The sequence below is a fragment of the Kiloniella sp. genome (assembly GCF_965205715.1).
Taxonomy (GTDB): domain Bacteria; phylum Pseudomonadota; class Alphaproteobacteria; order Kiloniellales; family Kiloniellaceae; genus Kiloniella.
Map to the genome: position 1 here is coordinate 280630 of NZ_CBDBHW010000014.1, position 18928 is coordinate 299557.

Below are 18928 nucleotides of genomic sequence, written 5' to 3' on the forward strand. Positions count from 1 at the left end.
AGTAAGGCTCTCTCGGCTTATAAATGTTAAAACAACAATTCCAATATTTTCCATAATATAGATTATGCGAATTAACTATTCCCAAAGATAAAGCCTCGTACATCAAAATTATCCCACCTATTTCGTCCAAAACCCTTCACGGCGGATGGACTTTATAGCTGTTTCAAGTTTTGGGATTATAGAAATGTTTTTCTTATGCACGTAATGATGCAAGTCGGTAGAAAAGATCGGTGGTTCTAGCTTAACAATGCCAGAAGCGCTTTCACCCATTTCCTTCACAACATCATCGCCACTCGCTTCCGTTGCCAATACTATGCCCAAGCGCTTATTTGCAAGCATTTTGAACATTTGAGGATAAGTGTTTACGCCTACCGAGCTATATGTGTTCAACTTTTCTTCAGACCAATATATGCCACGCACTCGCCCAATGACATTATTATCTAATAGCGCATCATTATATGAAGTTACTTCCTTTAATGAAGTATATGCAACGCCGCGAAGAGCAATAAGTTTTTCATCAATTTTTCTTAGATTTTGATATTTGTTTACAATCGATGGGACACGCGCAACATCTCCGTCAATTTCTCCTTTGTTTGCTAAGGCCAGAGTACGTTGATGCGGCAGAGCTCTAAATTCCACATTCAATCCAGCTCGACTATAGACCAAGCGAACACGTTCCAATGCCTGAAGGTGGAATGGTGTAGAGCGTCAACCACTTTGTCCGGTTGCGTCAACCACCTTGGCCGCTTTTGATGCGGCTGTGATCTGACGTTTATTTACGATGCTTCAGGCATATTTTTCACCTTTTTGTTTGTGGTTTTCCGCAACATTTTTTTGAGATTTTGGGCGGCTTCCCATTGTCTGTAGCTGTCGATATTCATCTCAAGAATGGTTGAGTGGTGAACAAGACGATCGATTGCTGCAACGGTCATGGCCTTATCTTGAAAAATATTGTCCCATCCGCTAAAAGGTTGATTGGCAGCAATTGCAATACTTCGGTACTCATATCGTCTGGCGATCAATTCAAAGAGCACGGATGTTTCAGATATATCCCTTTGTGCATAGGTAATATCATCGAGAATGATGAGATCAAATTTATCGAGTTTTGCGAGGGCGTTTTCGAGCATAAGTTCACGTCTGGCAGCCTGGAGTTTTTGCACCAGATCACTGGTTTGCGTATAGAGCACACGGTATCCAGCCTCTATAAGAGCATAACCTACGGCGCATAGGAGATGAGTTTTTCCTCCCCCTGAATTTCCAATGGCAATCAGATTTGCTCTTGCGTCAATCCAGTCACCGGCAGACAAGGCTTCGACCTGCGCCTTTTTCACGTTAGGCAGCCGCTTGAAGTTAAAAGTGGCCAGAGTTTTTCCGCCCAGCAGGTTTGATGCGTTGAGATGGCGTTGAATGCGTCGCGTGTCCCTTTCGGCCAATTCATATTCGGCCAAAACGGCAAGGAACCTGGCTGCTGACCAGCCCTCCTTGTCGGATTGGATTGCGATATCTTGCCAGTGTTTGTGAAAGCTGGGTAATCGTAAGTCAGTTAGCATAAGAGGCAGCTTGTGCTGATCCACTTCAATGTTTGTCATGCCCGATCCTCCAACAGAGTATCAAAGACTGATAATGAAGGTTGAACCACGGGAATATCAGGAGGTAAATCCGTGTTCTTTTTTGTGATATTCAGCTTAAGTTTTTTTGCGCAAGGTAGCCTTCCTGCATTGATTTCTCTCGAAATCAGGTGCGCGACTTCGGCCTCACAAGCCTCTTCGTGCGCAAGGAAAAGTATCCCAACCATCTGACGACACGCATCTCTGCGGGACAACTTTTTCTGAAACAATGTCCAGGCCAGGGAGTACTCGGTTCTTGGAAAAATACTGTCACGATAAATAGAATTGGCGAGTGCCTGAGGTTTACGTTTGAGAGCATGAATGACGTGATGATAATTGATAACATGAATGCGGGGGCCTTTGCCGTGCCCCCGCTCACGAGAATGGCTGACGACATGAGTGCTGCCTAGATAGGCTTCTATCCGGTTATCGTAAATATGGACACGCAAGCGTTGACCAATTAGGCGAGAAGGGGCGCTATAAAAAACCTGCTTAACTAAAAAACCACTTGTTTTGGTAACTCTCGACACGACTTCAGTGTAATCTGTTGTTCGCCGAGGAGGTAACGCCTTGAGAGATTTCAACTCTGTTTGGATATCTTGGTCACGATGTTTGTTCCGTCTAGCAATCAGCTCGTCCAAAAATCGCCGATACTCATCCAAAGTGTCAAAGTCATTACTGCCACGCAAAATCAGGGCCTGCTTTATCGCAGTCTTAAGGTGACCGTGGTGAGATTCAATGGCACCGTTCTCGTGTGATTCCCCTCTGTTATTTCGACTGGCCTCCATACCGTAGTGCTCAACAAAAGCAGAATAACGTTTGGTAATGTCCTCCTTTTCCTCAACGCTCAAATTCCGAAAGGCCGCAGACAGGCTGTCGGTCCGGTGGTTTTCAGGAGCGCCCCCCAAGGACCAAAGCGCATTTTGTAAGTTCTCCGCAAGGGCTGTAAAACTCTCACCGCCAAGTACGACCCCAACATGTTCCCATCGGCTATATACCAGAACAAAATGATAGAGCCGATGCACCAAAGGATCTCCTGCAATGGTAATACTTAAGTCGGCTGCATCCGTGAAATCTGATTGGCCCATGTAACCCGGCTCAGGTGTTTGCCTGAAAATGATATCCTTTTCAGGGCCATTCAGAGCCCGCCATCCCCGAACTCGGCGCTCTAACGTGCGCTTGACACGGTCATCGGGAAAACGGAGCGGATAGAGGCTCTGTATGTGGCGCAACAAAGTAATGGGTTTGACCGAGTTGTCTTTATCCAAAATGGGAAGGATGTCCTTATCCCAGATATCTTCAAGCGGATCAGAAACTGTTCGCCCTCGCTTTATATTGCGTTGTGACGGTAAAGTCGCATCAACGTCAAATCGGCGGGCCGTGCGTTCGCTAAACCCTGCGCGGGCAGCGGCGGTTCGTTGACCATGAGTTTTTCTATCTGTCATGTAAAGTCTCAGTTGTTCATCTGTGATAAATTTATACGGCAAACAGGTTCCTCCAATTACATCTAGAGGTTCCTAATTTATCAACTCACAGCAGCTTGTAACTAACACCAAATTAAGCCTTGGCCGGTGGATCTGATTATCAAACGGGCACGCCCTTTTTAATGATCAGATCCACCGGCCAAGGTGGTTGTCGCAACCGGCCAAGGTTATTGTCGCTGAACAGAATGGACTGCCCTCACTATAGCCAATTACATAGGTTCTTTCAGCTGCAATACTCCCAGTTGTCACGCCAAACAAAAGAAGGAAAATCAGGCTGCATAATTTGATAATTGAGTGAGACACGCATTTGACTTTTTATGATTTATAAACGTTGGATCATTGTAACGTCCCACATTTTCAAAAATAATCATACATAAAATGCCACGTTTTTATACTTCTCCGGCTAATTACCATTTCCCAGGATAAACAGCCGGTTCAGAGGTCCCTTATTTCTCTGGAAGGTAATCGCCTTCAAATTTCTTCAAATCATCGACGATGTCATACCAGTCAGGCTTTGATGCGGTATGGATATGAAGTGTTGGCCGTATTTTGGGTTCATCATCCAAGGCTGAGGCCGCGACCACATATATATCTCCCGTCGCCATATCTCCCAGAGAAGTTCCGCAATTTTTGCAAAAACACCGTTCAAGCTTCCATTCAGAATCTGGTACGAACTTGGCTATATCATCATGCCCTTCTGTTATTGAAAGATCATCCCCCTTCCCGATCAATACTGCAGAAAATACGCCCGCAGCTTTTCGACATCTTGAACAATGGCAATAACTTAATGAATGTGGTTCACCTGTGATTTGAAATTGTACTTTCCCGCAAAGACAGCTTCCCTTGATCATTCTCTATCCCCTCATGTATTTTTTATGAAATGAGAACATAACAAGAACATTGGTTGTCAACAAGCGTACAAAATACGGAACTTCCACCAGATCATTTTGTCAGTGAAAGTTTGGTTAGTGTTTAGCGGTCGCGCTCACATATCAGCTCGAAAAATACTCTACTATGCCCAGCCGAGTTGTTTTAACGCATGACCATCGTTCCAGATTTTGGTCATGTGCCTGATCTTGTCACCGTCAAAATCCATCACATAGACATAATCTGTAGCAATCGACTTTCCTGTTGGCGCTCCGTTTCCGGCATCGACGGTGTGCGTACCGTGGAAAACAGAAGCAGCGGTTACGTTTTTGCGCTCATCATCTACTGCGAAAGACTTCAACTTGTAATGACCGTCCGGTATCGGGACAGACAAACTTTTCACCCATTCGGTATAACCCTCAATCGTCGTCATATCGGCAAGCGCATCCGCTTGGACAGAAAAAGTCGCCCCATCATGGCACCATTGCTGACAAACTTCCCATCCTTTGCCTGTCTCGCATGCATCAAAGAAATCATGGGCGTTTTGCTTCATAGACATCTTATTCATCCTCCCAAGTATCAGGGCGTCCGGCAGAAGACCGGAGCACAGCGAGTGTACAGCAAAGGCAACCTCCTCACCAAATCACTATTATTTTCAATGCTCTTGTATGACCAAAATCCCTGTATCAATAGTATCCGCGGAAAGGGTTTTAATATTTTCACGTTTCGAACTTTGGAATGTTTAGTCCTGATCGCTCTATAACTCAGTATTTTCTGACTACAGACAGCCAGTGCTTATTACTGTATTATGGGGTAAGGCGAATTTTGCCCGAATAGTGATAGCAAAATTGTTTATTTATATTGTTTTTCAGAGAATTTAAATAGAGGCAATCAGGGGGAGAGAAATAGGATAAATCAATGAAAATCTTGTTCTTGATACAATTAAGGCTAAGGCTAGTTTTCGTCAAAGTTGGGGTATTCATTAGTTTAATTGCATATGCTTTCCCAGCACTCGCCGAATGTGATCGCCCACTAACAATTGGGTATGAGCATTACCCCCCTTTCTTGATTGTCAAAGATGGCGAGTTGATAGGTGGCGTTGATTTGAAAATTGTCGATGCGTTGGCTAAATATACAGGATGCGAGATCATCTGGTTGGCCCGCCCGTGGAAACGTCATCTTATCGGGATTGAAAATGGCTATATTGACATGGCCTCTTCTACTTTCTTAACCACTGAACGCGTTCAATTTGCCCTCTTCTCTATTCCTTATCGGCATGCAGAGAAAACACTCTTTATTAACCAAGATGTGGAGCCTCCACAGAGTGTTGAGCAGTTTCTTGAACAGGGAAATAAGTTAAGTCTTGTTCGTGGCTATGATTACTCACAAATGAGTAATATCGTAAACTTGTTGAATAGTGAGAATATAGAATACGCCTCGGAATCTGTAATAAATTTACGAAAATTAGCGAAAGGCAGAGTAGAGGGTACCGTTGAAGAACGCTTGGTTTTCAACCACTTGGCTAATACAGCTGGCCTCTCCAATAGGATCAGAGATACTGGGATTGTATTGCAAGCAGATCCCATGCATTTTATGTTTTCAAAAACATCCGTGAACATTGAAACAATAACTCTGTTTAATAATGCGATTAAAGCCCTTCAAGATAACAACACACTAGATAGCATCCTCAAACAATATCACATCAACTAGGAAGCAGTCTTAAAACACGGTCAATAACCTGAAAAATCAGGGTAGATTATGAACTGTATAACACCACTTACAGGATTTTGTCTTTTATCAGCCGTAGCTTTAGTTGTCGGGCCTTCGTATAAAGTGTTTGGGCAAACTCCTGCTGATTGCCCAGCTACGCTTGCGACCATAGACAAGGGGTCACTATCCCTCCTCGTCGTTAAAACCCTTGGCGAAATTTATCAAGAACTGGGTTGCCGGGTAAGGTTTATGCCCTACCCCGGACGCCGGGGCATTGCCTCCTTCAACAATAAACAGGTGAACGGAGAAGTCATGCGCATCGAAAAGGTAGAGAGGGCTTATAAACGTGATTTTGTGAGATCGTCTGTACCCCTCATGATGTTGAATTCATCGCTTTGGCAACACCCGGATAGTCTAGCGAAAGCAGATCTGCCCATAGGATATACCCTTGGTATTATCTGGCAGGAAAATTATATCAAAAACAAAAGGGGTCGGAAGTTCAGTAATGCTCAAGAGTTGTTTCGAGCCTATAACTCCGGAGAGTTATCCGGTTTTCTGTCCGCTGATATAACGGTAAAAATTCAGGTAGAAAACGGCGAAATCATCCCGCGTCCCATCCAGAAACAAACCGTCATCTCTGCCCCTCTATACCATTATCTGGGACAGGAATTCACCCCTTTTATGAAACGTTTTTCAGATCTGCTGCAAAGAGAAGATAGGTTTGGCTATATTTCTGAATTTTAAGGCATCACGCAGCTTAAAACTGTCACTTCAGAATTCAACCGACTGCCTGGTAAAGCATCCTTAGTGCCAAAAGCGTAAGAACAATATTAAAGACGAGCTTAAATCTCTGTTCTGGAATACGCCACAAAATCGCCCGCCCGGCCAAAGACCCCAAAAACCCGGAAATCAACATCGCGATCAAAAGACCTATCCACGGTGAATAGACAAACCCCAAGAGACCGAGCGCAAATATTTTGAAACCGTGCTGTAAAACCATTGTGCCTGCATGGGTCGCAACCAGTTGCTGTCGATCAAGTTTTGATTTCGGGAGAAATGCTGCCGTTATCGGCCCGGAAGCCCCGATAAACATTGAAGTCGCAGACGATACGATCCCTCCCAGAACAAGCGATTTCTTACCGTTGCTGAAGTTTTTCAGCTTTGGTCCCCATACGCTAAAGAGAATAAAACCCGACATTATCAATTGCAAAAGATACACAGGGAGTGTGAGTACCACCTGACTTACCAAAGCAATACCGATGATGCCACCGAGTGTGAACCAAAATAAAATCGACAGGCTTATGTTCTTGCGTAACAAGTAGGTGCGGCTGGTGTTATTGGCCGTTTGTACCGCACCGTGAATGGGTACGATAGCAGCAACAGGCATGACATTTGCCATGATCGCCAGCATCACCAAACCACCCCCTATTCCCACTGCAGTGGTAATTCCCGAAGTAAAAAAACTGGCCATTATGAGCAGTAACGAAGCTTCAACAGATAAAGCGGGAGGCACAAGGAAATTTATAATTGTTTCCATAGGATGGAGGTGTTCATTTCAGTTTTTAAATTAAGTATAAGGAATAAATATACGGGATAATTTGCGTGATAACGACATCAGAAACCGAAGTCTATCCGGCCTTCTGAGGTCATGCAACTATGCAAAACTGAAAGGTATTAAATACGAGAATAGGAAAGCGAAAAAAACATCGAGCTTATGACAACAATAGCTTCAGGAGGACCTAACGGCCCTCCCTACTATAAAAAATCCAGAGCCTTTGACACTCAGAGGGATTAGACAGATTTCAATAACCTACCCAGCCGATCAATACCTTCATTGATGGTTTTCTCATCCGCTTGAGAAAAACTCAGACGTATCGTGTTACGGTTTGAGCCGTCAGCATAGAAGGCATGGCCAGGCACAAAGGCGACCCGTTGGGTTTTAATGGAACTGGCTAACAAATCCGCCCCGTCTAAGTTCTGGGGTAACGTCAACCAGACAAACATACCACCTTCCGGCTTGGTCCAGCTAACATCTTCAGGCATATGCTCTTCCAATGCCGCAAGCATACAATCACGTCGTGCAGAATAAGCGGTAGAGATCTTAGCAACCTGCTGATCAAAACCTTTGGAGGCTACATCGTGGATCGCGATCTGATTAATGCTCGAAGAATGTAAGTCAGCAGCTTGCTTCATCAAAACAAGCTTGCTAATCGCGGTTTGAGCCGCACATATCCACCCTACTCGCAAACCCGGCGCCAGAGTTTTAGAAAAGCTACCGCAATAAAGTGTTCTGGTGTTATCAATGTGACCATTGCGATCAATATCCAAGGCCAGGATCGGGGGAATGGGATCACCGTCGTACCGAAGGGACTGGTATGCCGCATCCTCGATCACAGGGATGTCCATATCTTCAGCCAGATCGAGTAGGCGCTCACGACCTGGACGGTCCAATGTTTCACCCGTTGGATTGGCGAAGTCCACAGACATATACGCGAATTTAACCTGGCTATTATTTTCTTCGGCAGTATCCCGATATTCAGCTGCAGAGCGATTACCGTTGGGGATCAAGCGATCATAGATAGGTTCATACGCATTAAATGCCCCAAGAGCCCCCATGTAGGTTGGCCAGGTCACGAGCGCGGTATCATTGGGAGACAACAGCAACTTGCCAAGATAATCCAGAGCCTGTTGCGATCCGGAAGTAATGAGGATGTTATCGATTGAACAGGGTATGCCCAACTTCTCCATTTCCTCTGCAATCCACTCGCGAAGAGGTGCATAACCTTCACTGACAGAGTATTGCAACGCATCTGTCCGCTTTTCGCCTGTCAGAGTATCCGTAAAGGCCTGCTGAAACTCTTCTGCGGGGAACAGGGCTGGGTCGGGAATACCGCCGGCAAAGGAGATGATATCAGGCTGATCCAATAGCTTAAGCAACTCTCGGATTTCAGAAGCTTTCATCCGCGATGATCGCGTAGCAAATACGTTTTCCCAGTCCATGAACCGCAACTCCTGTAAAATAAGAAATTACCAAGTACTTCAGGTCACGCGTTTATGTCAATAATCATGATTTGGTCGAAGCTAATTTCTGAGGACAACACAAAAACACAGAGATCGCCTTAAACTTTAAGTTCAAGCGAAAATACCAACACAAACCATTGTTATTTATCCATAATACTCATTTCAACCAGTACCTTTAGGGCGTAGGACCAACAGCCTTATAATGTCTTTATAAAGAAACTTCTTTTTCTCAATCTTCAGCCCTGCGGCATCCAGATACTGCTCTGTATTGCGATTGAAGGCGGCACCATAAGCCAGAGAGATAAAGGGCGCCCAGAGTCTCATAACAAAACGCCGGAAAGGATTTTTAGAAAACGTGTAATCCACTATGTAGATTGCGCCATCTGGTCGACATATCCGCCCCAGTTCTTTTAACGCTGGTAATTGGTGTTCACTATCAAGCACGCAGAAAAGGAACGTAGAGACGACGCAATCGAAATTATCGTCGGAAAATGTCAGTTGGGTCACGTTCATTTCATGCAACTCAACCTCGGCCTTGAGCTTTTCTTTACGCCATTGCGCACGCTGTAGCATTGCCGCACTTAGATCAATGCCAGTTACATCGCTATGATCAATGCCAGTTACATCGCTATCTTTGGGATAGAAAGGGAAATTTCGACCAGTTCCAACACCTGCGTCGAGCAACCTCCCCTCCAAACCATCAAATACCTTCCGACGTACAGCTTGATAACGAAAATACTCGAATGGCCAATCCAGAATGTCATAGAATTGGGCAATCCGGTTATATATCTTTAGCTTGATCAAGTTGTTTCCTTTAACGTCAGGAAACTTAGAGCACCATTCTATAAGGAATACCGTTTATAAATGGTTCCAAGCTTGATCCGGATCAATTAAGTCTATTTTTCTTTGTCAAGATCTATGACCTGAGCTTTAAGGTACCCCCCCCTCACCCAAGCAAGTGATCTACTTCATTAAATCCTCTTCAAATGGAAAGCGGGATAGTAATTCCACACCAGTTTCGGTAATAAGAACCTGCTGCTCAAGCTTAACACCTTCAGCCCCGCCCTCTTCACCAATATAGCTTTCCACACAGATCGTCATGCCAACTTCAATGATACCGTCGTAACCTGCATCTGGGAAATCCCCGTGGTGATACAAATATGGATATTCCCCCGTCATTCCAACACCATGAGAGGATAGGTAATAGCGGTTGGCGTAGTATTTATCCGGAATATCCCAAGCTCTATCCGCATAATCGCGAAAACTCATGCCCGCTTTCAGGATATCCATATTGTGGTGGACCTGCTCAAAGGCCGTTTTATAAAGCGTCTTTTGTGTCTCAGTTGGGTTACCTGGGCCGGAAAGGAAAGTACGGGAAAAATCAGAGTAATACCCATGGCACCCCACAACATCCGTATCCAGGGCCACTAACTCGTTCTCTCCAATTACATGATGGGTAGTTTCTTGGAACCATGGATTTGTTCTCTCACCCGCGCTCATCAATCGGGTTTCGCAATAATCCCCATTTTGCTCAATGATGGATTTATGCAGCACCGACCACAATTCGTTTTCAGTCAACCTTGGCCGCAATGCTTCTCGCAACTTACCCACACCAACTTCTGTTGCCCGCAGCGAAGCATTAATGCACTTCATCTCTTCGGGTGATTTGATTGCGCGGGCCATTTCAACAGGCTCTTGCGCATCGGTAATACGGAAACCAATTTCTTTCAGCGCAATCGCTGTACCAGCGTTTAACCGTTCGAGACCGACGGTGGCACCTTTGCAGGTCAGTTCAGTAATCAGGTCACCCATCTCAGCCGCCCACTTACGTTCCCGGCCGTAGATATCGGGCCCAGCAGCAACAAAACTTGCCGTGGAAGACGGACGCACCTCATCAATGGTTTCGTACCCCTCCCCCAAATGAAGGCAACCCGTAAACTCAAACAGGATCGTACGGGTCGCCGTCATCAGCAAATAGCGTGATGGGGCATTACGCATCGAAAACACCTGCATATTACGGGCTCCCGTGGCGTAACGTATGTTGATAGGATCAGACAAGATCACGGCATCAACGCCTCGTTTGGCCATTTCACTCCGAACACGAGCTTGGCGGTACTGTCGCACAGCTTTTAGATCGATACCTTCGCTTTCAGGAGATCTATCCAAAAGCGTTATCCCTGAGAGATCACTGCGTTCTGCATGCCAGTCAAAATTAGCCATTTGCTTTTCCAAAACCAATTGTTATTTTGAAAAAGTATATAACTCACAGTTTTACTGTGTATATGTCAGAAAATATCTTGCAACAGGCCAACCCAAGGTTATGAAAAGTTAAATGACCCCCGGCAAAGCCGGGGGCTTAAGCGGGTGAGCCCCTTAAAGGGGCAAATTGGGAACCGCTAAAGCGGTTATGGATTGAATATATCCATTTGGTCAAAGTACTTATCACGCTCTTCTTGCGTTCTGATATACTCCCTCACCATCTGTTCATCGAGCCCTACAGTTGAGACGAAATATCCACGGGCCCAAAAATTTTCACCCTTGAAATTCCGTGCTTTATTTTTGAATTTTCGAGCTATGGCAATCGCGCTTTTTCCTTTTAGGTATCCAACGACTTTTGAAACAGCATGTTTGGGCGGTATGCTGATACACATGTGAATGTGATCCGGCATCAAATGGCCCTCCTCAATCTTACTTTCGCGATGCCCGGCCAGTTCATGGAAAATTTCACCAAGATACTGACGTAGGTTGCCATAGATAACTTTTTGCCTGCGTTTAGGGATGAAAACCACGTGGTATTTACAATCCCATCTCGTATGTGCAAGGCTTTTGTAATCTCTCATCGGCTAATTCCTTTGTTATTTTGGTCAATAAACAAAGAAATGTAAGACCGTGGGAACGGTCAAACCATTGAGAGTCCCCCGGCATAGCCGGGGGTTTACCGGATTAAATTATCGAAAAAATCTCCCTCCACTCGACAGCCTGATGTTTTTCGAAGCTGCGGCTCGACGGATGAGCTTTACGGCTGCGGCATCAGAATTGTTTGTATCGCAAACAGCCGTCAGTAAACGTATTCACCAGCTAGAAGACTATTTGGGTGTGCAGTTATTTATTCGAAACGGCAGAGCACTCAGCCTGAGTGATGAAGGCCGGCAGTTGAGAGATAAGTCTGCGATGGCACTGGAGTATCTCGAAAGTGCGGTTCTGAGTATATCTGCCCGCAGGAGTGAAGCGGTCAGAATTGCGGCCAACAGTGCCGTTTCAATGTTTTGGCTTTCACCACGGCTTAAACAATTTGGCCTGTCCGATAACGCCTGTGCAGTCAATTTGATGACATCGGATATAACAAATGATCTCGTTACCAGCGAAAATGATCTGACGATAATTTATGGCGACGGCACACTTTCGGATTTTGACTGTACCCTATTATTCTCCGAAGAACTTGCACCGGTTGCAGCGCCAGAAATTGTGAACAAAATCCAAAGTGAATCAACAGGTGATCTATTTACCCTCCCCGAGGATGAGCGTCCAAAAATCCTAAACTACACCCGAATTGGGCCTGACTGGATAAACTGGGAAGTATGGGGGAACAAAATGAACGTTCCCCACATTTCAGATTGGCCCCAGGTCATGTGTAAAACCTACACCCATACAATCGGACGGGCTATTGAGGGAGAAGGCATTGCCCTGGGAAGCTTAAGCCTGATTGAAGACGAATTAAAATCAGGAAAGTTGGTAAAAATTGGCTCTTTGACCATGCAAAGCTCAAAGGGTTATTATGTCGCTTCACCCGTAGGAAAACAGCCACAAGGCGCGATCAAGCGCCTGCAGGACTTTTTATTACAAAACGCACCAAAATTCAGTTAAAAATCAACCTTCCGCCCTTCCAAAGGATAACGCGGATCGCTGTACCCTGGTGTAGAAGCGTGCCCTGGAGCGACTAAGCTATTCAGTAGATTTTCATCTTTTGAATCATATGGATAAGCCAATGCTCTAAGATATCCCTTAAACTGTTCAAGTGTTCTTGGTCCAGCTAGAATGGAGCTGACACACTTATTGGCCAGGAGCCACCCAACCGCATAATCAATAGAATTATGTCCCCTCTTCTCGCAATGGACCTTGATTTTACGAACGATCTCAAGAGATTCCGGACGCCATTCTGTTTCCATCATACGGCTGTCAGCAGCACCGGCTCTACTCTCTTTGTCTGGAGCAACATCCGGTAAATACTTTCCGGTGAGCACACCCCGCGCCAGAGGACTATAGGGCACAACACCTAGACCATAGAAGCTCGAGCACGGTAATACTTCAACCTCAGGCTGACGGTTCAGTGCATTGTAATAGGGCTGACAAACGACAGGTCTTGGAATAGAAAGCTGGTCACACAAGCGACAGATTTCAGCAATGCGCCAGCCTCGATAATTACTGAGACCAAAATATCGGATCTTTCCCGACCTGATGAGGTCGCCAATTGCCTGCACAGTTTCGATTAAAGGCGTGTCATGATCTTCATGATGCAAATAGTAAATATCGATATAGTCAGTTTTTAGTCTTGCAAGAGATGCCTCCACAGCCTGCATAATCCACCTCCTACTAAGACCCTTCTTCTGGGGATCCGATTGCATCTGGTTTGCCACTTTTGTCGCTAAAACCCAATGCTCTCGATCACCTGCTATCGCCTGACCGACAATTTCCTATGATCGCCCATCGTTATACACATCAGCAGTATCAATAAAGTTCAAGCCCGCATCTTTTGCATACCTAATGATTTCTTCTGAATTTACAGGGCTCGTTCTTCCACCAAACATCATGGTGCCTAAACATATATTTGAGACTGACAAACCGGAAGAGCCTAAGGAACGATAATGCTTTTCCCTATCAAGAGAGACAACGTTTGCAGGCACTTCTCCGCTTTGTTGAGTAGATTTAGGATTTCAAATAGAGCATAGATTGATTATCTGGAATGGATGATTGTCTAATTTTGAGTTTGAAGTATTCGGTATCCTTGATGCCTCTGGCTCGCTTACGGATCATTCCTATACTGACATTACCAGCCTCTATCCTGGCGCTTGTGAGCTTGTGTTTGGCGTAGTTGCAGATGCCCACACAATGTTTCCGTAGGGATTTCGCGAACTTTTTTAGATAGAGCATCTGTGACTGATCTGCTATCAGGCACCAACGTTCCAGTTGCTCCGCCATCGCCTCAAATGAAGCGGCACTCCACAGCAGCTGAAGCTGTTCTTTCAAGACGTAAAGTGCATTCAGGTTGCTATTGCTCTCCAGCAACCTTTGCAGCTTGTCACTTTGTTTTTCACTCAACTTATCCGCATTTTTGAGCAACAGATAATGTGTCCCTTTCATCAACTCTTTACCACTTGGATCGGCCTTTCTGAACTCAAGTCGACGCTGATTATGGATAGCTTTGCTGTAGTTTTTCATGACGTGGAAACGGTCAAATACTATGTCGGCCAACGGCAAGGACTCTCTGACAGCCTTTTGGTAGGCAGGCCCCATATCCATCGCTACGGCCTTTATTTTGCAGGCTGTATCTGGTTGCAGTTGTTTCAAAAACCTTGAAAAAACCTCGGCAGTTCGGCCTGCTTCAACCCAGATCAGATGACCGCCAACCATATCGTAGACCACCGTCATGTAGTCATGACCTTTCGCCCGGGCAACTTCATCTACACCAATATATTCCAAGCCAGTTAGCTCTGCAGGATCAAGCGTAGGGAGAGTTTCAATAAGGTATGCCCTGTCGATATTCTTGACCGTTTCCCATCGTATATCCAAATGTCTGGAAACCGCTTGAATAGACATATGCCGACATAATCCACTGATCAGTCGGCAAAATCGGTGAGTGAAACGGCACCCTTTATCAACAAAATCACACCCCTCAATGCGGCGTTCGCCCTTGTTAATATAAACCTGCGCCAGCTCAATCTCGACCACACAAGGATACCCAAAAAGGGGGATGTCGTTTACTTGTCGGCGGACATGCTGGTTGATGCTTCCCTTCTGGCCTGTAGCAGGGTCTATAGCCCTCCTACGCGCGTCTCGGCTGCAGTGAATGACAATCTTAACACCGCCGTCATCCAGTTTAATTTCATTTACACGTTGCCCTTTGAGGCCTAAAATATGCTGCGAGATGTTGATTGTCATATACCTGCTCTATGTAAAGTTATCAGAAACCATACATATCAACAGGTTACTTGGCGGTCGGCATCTTTTTCTACTCAACAAAGCGGAGAAGAGCCCGTTTGCATTCATAATCAGGTTGGACCTTCTAATAAAACAAGAACATTTTACACGAAAAAAGATCAGGAAATAACAAGTAGTTATTTCCTGATCTTAATTATAAACACAAAACAAAAAACGAATTATTTTAGAGGACAGAAGGGAAATCCTGAAGCGGATCACCGAAAGTATGATCAGTCCACTTTACAAGAATGACACCTCCAATTGCAACAACTGCAGCAACAAGAGATGAATAAATCAATGGTTCCAAAAGCAACTGACTATTATTTCCCAGAACGGGAAAGAGGCTTGCCAATGCACTTGCTGCAAAAATTGTAGCCAGCAGAGTTCCAATTCGGCTCAACACCCAACCAGAAGACTTAAGTATCACTGGTAAATAGGGGGGTAACTTACGCATGATACAACTACCTTTCTCTGTAGTAAGGATGCTTACACTACCCTTTGTAGAAATATTTTTCAATCCGGTGCGCAAATTTGCCACAGCTATCTACAGCTCACCCTAGTTAAGACACTAAATATTTGAGCAGCAAAGCTCTGGTTATGTTCGACATAAAACCCGTAACAGCCCTATTTTCCCAGAAGCTTAGAAGCTTAATTCTTCAACCAAAATTTTCGATAAAAATGGAGGAGACAAAAAAGAAACATTATCTCATATTTATATAAATATTGCTTCGATTCCGAAGTGCTGGCTTAAAGAATCCTCCCAACATTGATAATTTTAAAGCGTAATTATCAAGACTTCCCTTGCCGCTAGACCCTCTTCAGGTATGCTATTGCACAACAGTTTTGGACCTTTAAAGAGCGAAATTTTCCATGATCCGTATTTCTAGTAATTTTGACGCAGGTAACATTAGCTGCCTGTCTTCTGATAATGCTTCTGACATCCGGTTGGAAATTGAAAAAGACACGAATTCTCACTTTTATCAATGGTTCTACTTCAGAATGACAGGGGCACGTGATCAACCCTGCTCACTGAAGATACTCAACGCTGGTGGCGCAGCTTATCCTTCTGGTTGGGAAGGCTATCAAGCCGTAGCTTCTTATGATCGGGAAAACTGGTTTAGAGTTCCAACCACGTCATATGACGGGGAAACTCTCACAATTGATATTACGCCAGGATATAATTCTATCTATTTCGCCTACTTTGCTCCCTACTCTATGGAACGCCATGCCGACCTTATTGCGGAAGTACAGCATGCCTCTTACGTTGACTTAGAGGTTTTGGGTAAAACATTGGATGGTCAAGATATCGACCTACTGACCATAGGAGAGCCTGATAACAACAAAAAATCATGCTGGATCATTGGTCGCCAACACCCTGGTGAAAGTATGACCGAGTTCTGGATGGAAGGCTTTTTGGAAAGACTTCTTGACGAAAACGACCCCATTGCAAGAGAACTCCTCAAAAAAGCCGTATTTTATGTCGTACCAAACATGAACCCAGATGGGAGTAAGCGTGGCAATCTCCGTGTAAACGCAATTGGCGCGAACCTCAATCGCGAATGGCAGGCGCCTTCATTAGAGAAAAGCCCCGAAGTTTTTCATGTTCGTAACAAGATGATGGAAACAGGTGTCGACTTTATGTTCGATATCCATGGCGATGAAGCCATTCCACATAACTTTATAGCTGGCACCCACGGTATTCCCTCTTTTGATGATCGCCTCTTAAGCCTAATTGATCGTTTTAAAGCTTATTATATGGAAGCAAATCCCGACTTCCAAATCACTCACGGTTACCCCCAAAATGCACCAGGAAAGGGTAATTTAACCATGTGTGGCAACAACACAGCAGAGACCCATGACTGCCTCGCCATGACATTGGAAATGCCATTTAAAGACACCGATGACAATCCAAATGAATTTGAAGGATGGTCCCCCGATCGCTCGGTAAAATTAGGGGCAAGTAGCCTCGACCCACTTTATCGATTAATAAATGACTTGAAGTAAAGTGTGTAAGCATTTGCTATAATATAATAAATCACAAAAGAGATGACGAAAAACATGAGGCTCGCATTAACTGAAAACTTCCTTAGTGTATTGATAAGATCTCTGTCCATTGCAGTTGTACTCCTCTGTACCCAAAACGCTTTGGCAGAGATTTATTCCTCTCCATCAGGAAAGTTAACGAGAGAAGCTCTACAGGAAACTCCAGTTCTTTCCTCAAAAATATCAAACGGAGAACTCCCGCCTGTCGCTGAACGTCTACCGCTATCCCCCTTCATTGTTAAACAAACACACGATTGGGAGCCAGGGAAACACGGCGGCAGCATTCGTAGTTTAATTGCGAAATCAAAAGATGTTCGGTTGTTTTCTGTCTATGGGTACGCGCGACTTATTGGGTATTCGCCTGATCTGGGATTTACAGTTGATATTCTTGACAAACTCGAGGTCGAAGAAGGTCGCATTTTCACCCTCACCCTACGCAAAGGACATAAGTGGTCTGATGGCCATCCTTTCACTTCTGAGGATTTCAGATATTTCTGGGAGGATGTCGCAAACGACAGCAATCTCAGACCTTTCGGCCCTCCGGCAGAACTCATTATAGAAGGCCAAACCCCAACTGTTGAAATCCTAGATGAAATCACTATCAGGTATAGTTGGCCTGTTCCAAACCCCTTTTTCCTGCCCAGACTTGCAGCGACGAGACCTCTGTATCTTTTCCAACCCGCCCATTATATGAAGCAATTCCATGCAAAATATGTGAATTCTGACGAACTCGATACAAGAGTTGAAAAGGCAGATGCACGAAACTGGGTTCAGTTACATAACCGACGTGCAAGACAATACAAATTTACCAACCCCAAACTCCCCACGCTTCAGCCTTGGGTTAATACAGTAAAGCCACCATCTACACGGTTTGTTGGAAAGAGAAATCCCTTTTATCATCGTGTAGATGAGTTCGGCTTACAACTGCCATACGCCGATGAAATGGTGCTCGCAGTTGCAGGTGGAGGCTTGATCCCTGCAAAAGTCGGGTCAGGTGATTCAGATATGCAATCAAGGGGGTTGAGTTTCTCAGACTACACCTTCCTGAAAGGCAATGATGAACAGAATGGTTATCTTGTTCGTCTATGGAAAACAGTTCGCGGCTCAAACTTTGCTCTCTATCCCAATTTAAACGCGAACGACCCGGTGTGGCGTAAGCTTAATAGAGACAAACGATTTAGACATGCCCTTTCCCTTGGTATTAATCGGCATGAGTTGAACCAGGTTCTCTATTATGGCCTCGGGCTGGAAGGGAATAATAATGTCCTCCCTGATAGCAATCTCTATACCGAAGATTTCTTTAAACGCTGGACACAATATGACCTTGTTAAAGCCAATGAACTTTTGGATGATATTGGCCTAACAGAACGTGATGATGATGGATTGCGATTACTTAGCGATGGCCGGCCGATGAGAATCATCGTTGAGACCGCAGGGGAAAGTAGCGAAGAAGTTGATACTCTTGAACTAATTAGTGATTCGTGGCTAAAATTAGGTATTAAACTCTACCCCAAACCATCCCAACGAGAAGTTTTAAGAAACCGAATTTTCTCAGGAGAAACCAATATTTCACTTTGGTATGGCAATTTGAATGCGCTGTTAACCCCACACTCCTCACCTGAAGAATTCGCACCTCGTATGCAACAATCTTTTCAGTGGCCTAAATGGGGGCAGTTTATTGAGACGAAAGGAAATGCGGGTGAGGCTGTGGATATTGAAGTCGCACAGCAATTGAACGAACTCTACACGATGTGGCTAAAGGCAAATTCAACAGAAGAAAAAAGAGCTATTTGGAACAGAATCTTACTGATTAATGCAGAGGAAACTTTTTCCATTGGCCTGGTCGCCGAAATACCTCAGCCAATAGTTCTTTCCAGCAATCTCAAGAACGTACCAGAAGATGGTTTTTACAACTGGGAACCCGGTGCTCTCATGGGGGTATATAAACCAGACGGTTTCTGGTTTGAAGATTAATAAAATGGCGGTGATAATTCTCACCGC

Annotated in this window: 18 protein-coding genes and 1 pseudogene; 6 read left to right on the forward strand and 13 right to left on the reverse strand. The window is 44.8% G+C overall.

Annotation, left to right across the window (positions count from 1 at the left end; all coding sequences use genetic code 11):
* Positions 1-117: 117 nt before the first annotated feature.
* The 5 genes from ACOGW3_RS18330 to ACOGW3_RS18350 all read right to left on the reverse strand — a co-directional run bounded on the left by ACOGW3_RS18330 (position 118) and on the right by ACOGW3_RS18350 (position 4517).
* Positions 118-639, reverse strand: a complete 522-nt coding sequence (locus ACOGW3_RS18330; RefSeq protein WP_419904293.1) for a hypothetical protein — start codon at positions 637-639, stop codon at positions 118-120.
* A gap of 137 nt (positions 640-776) precedes the next feature.
* On the reverse strand, positions 777-1589 hold the full coding sequence (istB, locus tag ACOGW3_RS18335; protein ID WP_419901088.1) for an IS21-like element helper ATPase IstB: 813 nt from the start codon (positions 1587-1589) through the stop codon (positions 777-779).
* A complete protein-coding gene (gene istA, locus ACOGW3_RS18340; protein WP_419901087.1) occupies positions 1586-3094 on the reverse strand; it encodes an IS21 family transposase in 1509 nt (502 codons plus the stop codon). Before istA ends, istB begins: the two co-directional genes overlap by 4 nt.
* A gap of 443 nt (positions 3095-3537) precedes the next feature.
* Positions 3538-3942: a GFA family protein gene (locus ACOGW3_RS18345; protein ID WP_419904294.1), complete on the reverse strand. Its 405-nt coding sequence runs from the start codon at positions 3940-3942 to the stop codon at positions 3538-3540.
* Between the two features lie 161 nt (positions 3943-4103).
* On the reverse strand, positions 4104-4517 hold the full coding sequence (locus ACOGW3_RS18350; RefSeq protein ID WP_419904295.1) for an ester cyclase: 414 nt from the start codon (positions 4515-4517) through the stop codon (positions 4104-4106).
* 359 nt (positions 4518-4876) lie between these two features.
* On the opposite strand from ACOGW3_RS18350, the gene ACOGW3_RS18355 reads away from it, so the two are divergent.
* Both ACOGW3_RS18355 and ACOGW3_RS18360 read left to right on the forward strand, forming a co-directional pair.
* Positions 4877-5668: a substrate-binding periplasmic protein gene (locus ACOGW3_RS18355; protein WP_419904296.1), complete on the forward strand. Its 792-nt coding sequence runs from the start codon at positions 4877-4879 to the stop codon at positions 5666-5668.
* Between the two features lie 123 nt (positions 5669-5791).
* Positions 5792-6412, forward strand: a complete 621-nt coding sequence (locus ACOGW3_RS18360) for a hypothetical protein (RefSeq protein ID WP_419904297.1) — start codon at positions 5792-5794, stop codon at positions 6410-6412.
* A gap of 34 nt (positions 6413-6446) precedes the next feature.
* Here the strand turns inward: ACOGW3_RS18360 and ACOGW3_RS18365 are convergent, their stop codons facing one another.
* The 5 genes from ACOGW3_RS18365 to tnpA form a co-directional block, all read right to left on the reverse strand.
* Positions 6447-7205 (reverse strand): sulfite exporter TauE/SafE family protein, encoded by a 759-nt coding sequence (locus ACOGW3_RS18365; protein WP_419904298.1) that lies wholly within the window; start codon positions 7203-7205, stop codon positions 6447-6449.
* Between the two features lie 254 nt (positions 7206-7459).
* Positions 7460-8668 carry a PLP-dependent aminotransferase family protein gene (locus ACOGW3_RS18370; protein ID WP_419904299.1) on the reverse strand — a complete coding sequence of 403 codons (1209 nt, stop codon included), beginning with the start codon at positions 8666-8668 and terminating at the stop codon, positions 7460-7462.
* Positions 8669-8851: 183 nt separating this feature from the next.
* Positions 8852-9493 carry a class I SAM-dependent methyltransferase gene (locus ACOGW3_RS18375; RefSeq protein ID WP_419904300.1) on the reverse strand — a complete coding sequence of 214 codons (642 nt, stop codon included), beginning with the start codon at positions 9491-9493 and terminating at the stop codon, positions 8852-8854.
* 159 nt (positions 9494-9652) lie between these two features.
* Positions 9653-10909, reverse strand: coding sequence for a M24 family metallopeptidase (locus ACOGW3_RS18380; RefSeq protein WP_419904301.1), 1257 nt, complete (start codon positions 10907-10909; stop codon positions 9653-9655).
* A 185-nt stretch (positions 10910-11094) separates the two neighbouring features.
* Positions 11095-11529: an IS200/IS605 family transposase gene (gene tnpA / locus ACOGW3_RS18385; RefSeq protein WP_419901154.1), complete on the reverse strand. Its 435-nt coding sequence runs from the start codon at positions 11527-11529 to the stop codon at positions 11095-11097.
* Between the two features lie 142 nt (positions 11530-11671).
* On the opposite strand from tnpA, the gene ACOGW3_RS18390 reads away from it, so the two are divergent.
* Positions 11672-12553 carry a LysR family transcriptional regulator gene (locus tag ACOGW3_RS18390; protein ID WP_419904302.1) on the forward strand — a complete coding sequence of 294 codons (882 nt, stop codon included), beginning with the start codon at positions 11672-11674 and terminating at the stop codon, positions 12551-12553.
* On the opposite strand, the pseudogene ACOGW3_RS18395 reads toward ACOGW3_RS18390, so the two are convergent.
* Positions 12550-13590 (reverse strand): annotated as a pseudogene (locus ACOGW3_RS18395) (aldo/keto reductase). The gene ACOGW3_RS18390 and the pseudogene ACOGW3_RS18395 sit on opposite strands and share 4 nt — an antisense overlap.
* 22 nt (positions 13591-13612) lie before the next feature.
* A complete protein-coding gene (locus tag ACOGW3_RS18400) occupies positions 13613-14845 on the reverse strand; it encodes an ISL3 family transposase (protein WP_419901077.1) in 1233 nt (410 codons plus the stop codon).
* Here ACOGW3_RS18400 and ACOGW3_RS18405 point away from each other — a divergent pair.
* Entirely contained in the window at positions 14832-15014 is a 183-nt protein-coding gene (locus tag ACOGW3_RS18405; RefSeq protein ID WP_419904303.1) for a hypothetical protein, read from the forward strand. The genes ACOGW3_RS18400 and ACOGW3_RS18405 overlap by 14 nt on opposite strands.
* A gap of 54 nt (positions 15015-15068) precedes the next feature.
* Here ACOGW3_RS18405 and ACOGW3_RS18410 read toward each other — a convergent pair whose 3' ends face one another.
* Positions 15069-15338: a hypothetical protein gene (locus tag ACOGW3_RS18410; protein ID WP_419904304.1), complete on the reverse strand. Its 270-nt coding sequence runs from the start codon at positions 15336-15338 to the stop codon at positions 15069-15071.
* A 416-nt stretch (positions 15339-15754) separates the two neighbouring features.
* Between ACOGW3_RS18410 and ACOGW3_RS18415 the strand changes: the two genes are divergently transcribed.
* Positions 15755-16888, forward strand: coding sequence for a M14 family metallopeptidase (locus tag ACOGW3_RS18415; RefSeq protein WP_419904305.1), 1134 nt, complete (start codon positions 15755-15757; stop codon positions 16886-16888).
* A gap of 42 nt (positions 16889-16930) precedes the next feature.
* Complete coding sequence (locus ACOGW3_RS18420) at positions 16931-18901, forward strand: ABC transporter substrate-binding protein (protein ID WP_419904306.1); 1971 nt, start codon at positions 16931-16933, stop codon at positions 18899-18901.
* Positions 18902-18928: the final 27 nt, after the last annotated feature.

Excerpts from the sequence above, each read along its gene's own strand:
- tnpA (WP_419901154.1), bottom strand. The coding sequence starts at position 11,529 with ATGAGAGATTACAAAAGCCTTGCACATACGAGATGGGATTGTAAATAC.
- ACOGW3_RS18355 (WP_419904296.1), top strand. The coding sequence starts at position 4,877 with ATGAAAATCTTGTTCTTGATACAATTAAGGCTAAGGCTAGTTTTCGTC.
- ACOGW3_RS18380 (WP_419904301.1), bottom strand. The coding sequence starts at position 10,909 with ATGGCTAATTTTGACTGGCATGCAGAACGCAGTGATCTCTCAGGGATA.
- istB (WP_419901088.1), bottom strand. The coding sequence starts at position 1,589 with ATGACAAACATTGAAGTGGATCAGCACAAGCTGCCTCTTATGCTAACT.
- ACOGW3_RS18350 (WP_419904295.1), bottom strand. The coding sequence starts at position 4,517 with ATGTCTATGAAGCAAAACGCCCATGATTTCTTTGATGCATGCGAGACA.
- ACOGW3_RS18370 (WP_419904299.1), bottom strand. The coding sequence starts at position 8,668 with ATGGACTGGGAAAACGTATTTGCTACGCGATCATCGCGGATGAAAGCT.
- ACOGW3_RS18420 (WP_419904306.1), top strand. The coding sequence starts at position 16,931 with ATGACGAAAAACATGAGGCTCGCATTAACTGAAAACTTCCTTAGTGTA.
- ACOGW3_RS18415 (WP_419904305.1), top strand. The coding sequence starts at position 15,755 with ATGATCCGTATTTCTAGTAATTTTGACGCAGGTAACATTAGCTGCCTG.
- ACOGW3_RS18405 (WP_419904303.1), top strand. The coding sequence starts at position 14,832 with ATGTTGATTGTCATATACCTGCTCTATGTAAAGTTATCAGAAACCATA.
- ACOGW3_RS18390 (WP_419904302.1), top strand. The coding sequence starts at position 11,672 with ATGTTTTTCGAAGCTGCGGCTCGACGGATGAGCTTTACGGCTGCGGCA.
- ACOGW3_RS18365 (WP_419904298.1), bottom strand. The coding sequence starts at position 7,205 with ATGGAAACAATTATAAATTTCCTTGTGCCTCCCGCTTTATCTGTTGAA.
- ACOGW3_RS18400 (WP_419901077.1), bottom strand. The coding sequence starts at position 14,845 with ATGACAATCAACATCTCGCAGCATATTTTAGGCCTCAAAGGGCAACGT.
- ACOGW3_RS18345 (WP_419904294.1), bottom strand. The coding sequence starts at position 3,942 with ATGATCAAGGGAAGCTGTCTTTGCGGGAAAGTACAATTTCAAATCACA.
- ACOGW3_RS18410 (WP_419904304.1), bottom strand. The coding sequence starts at position 15,338 with ATGCGTAAGTTACCCCCCTATTTACCAGTGATACTTAAGTCTTCTGGT.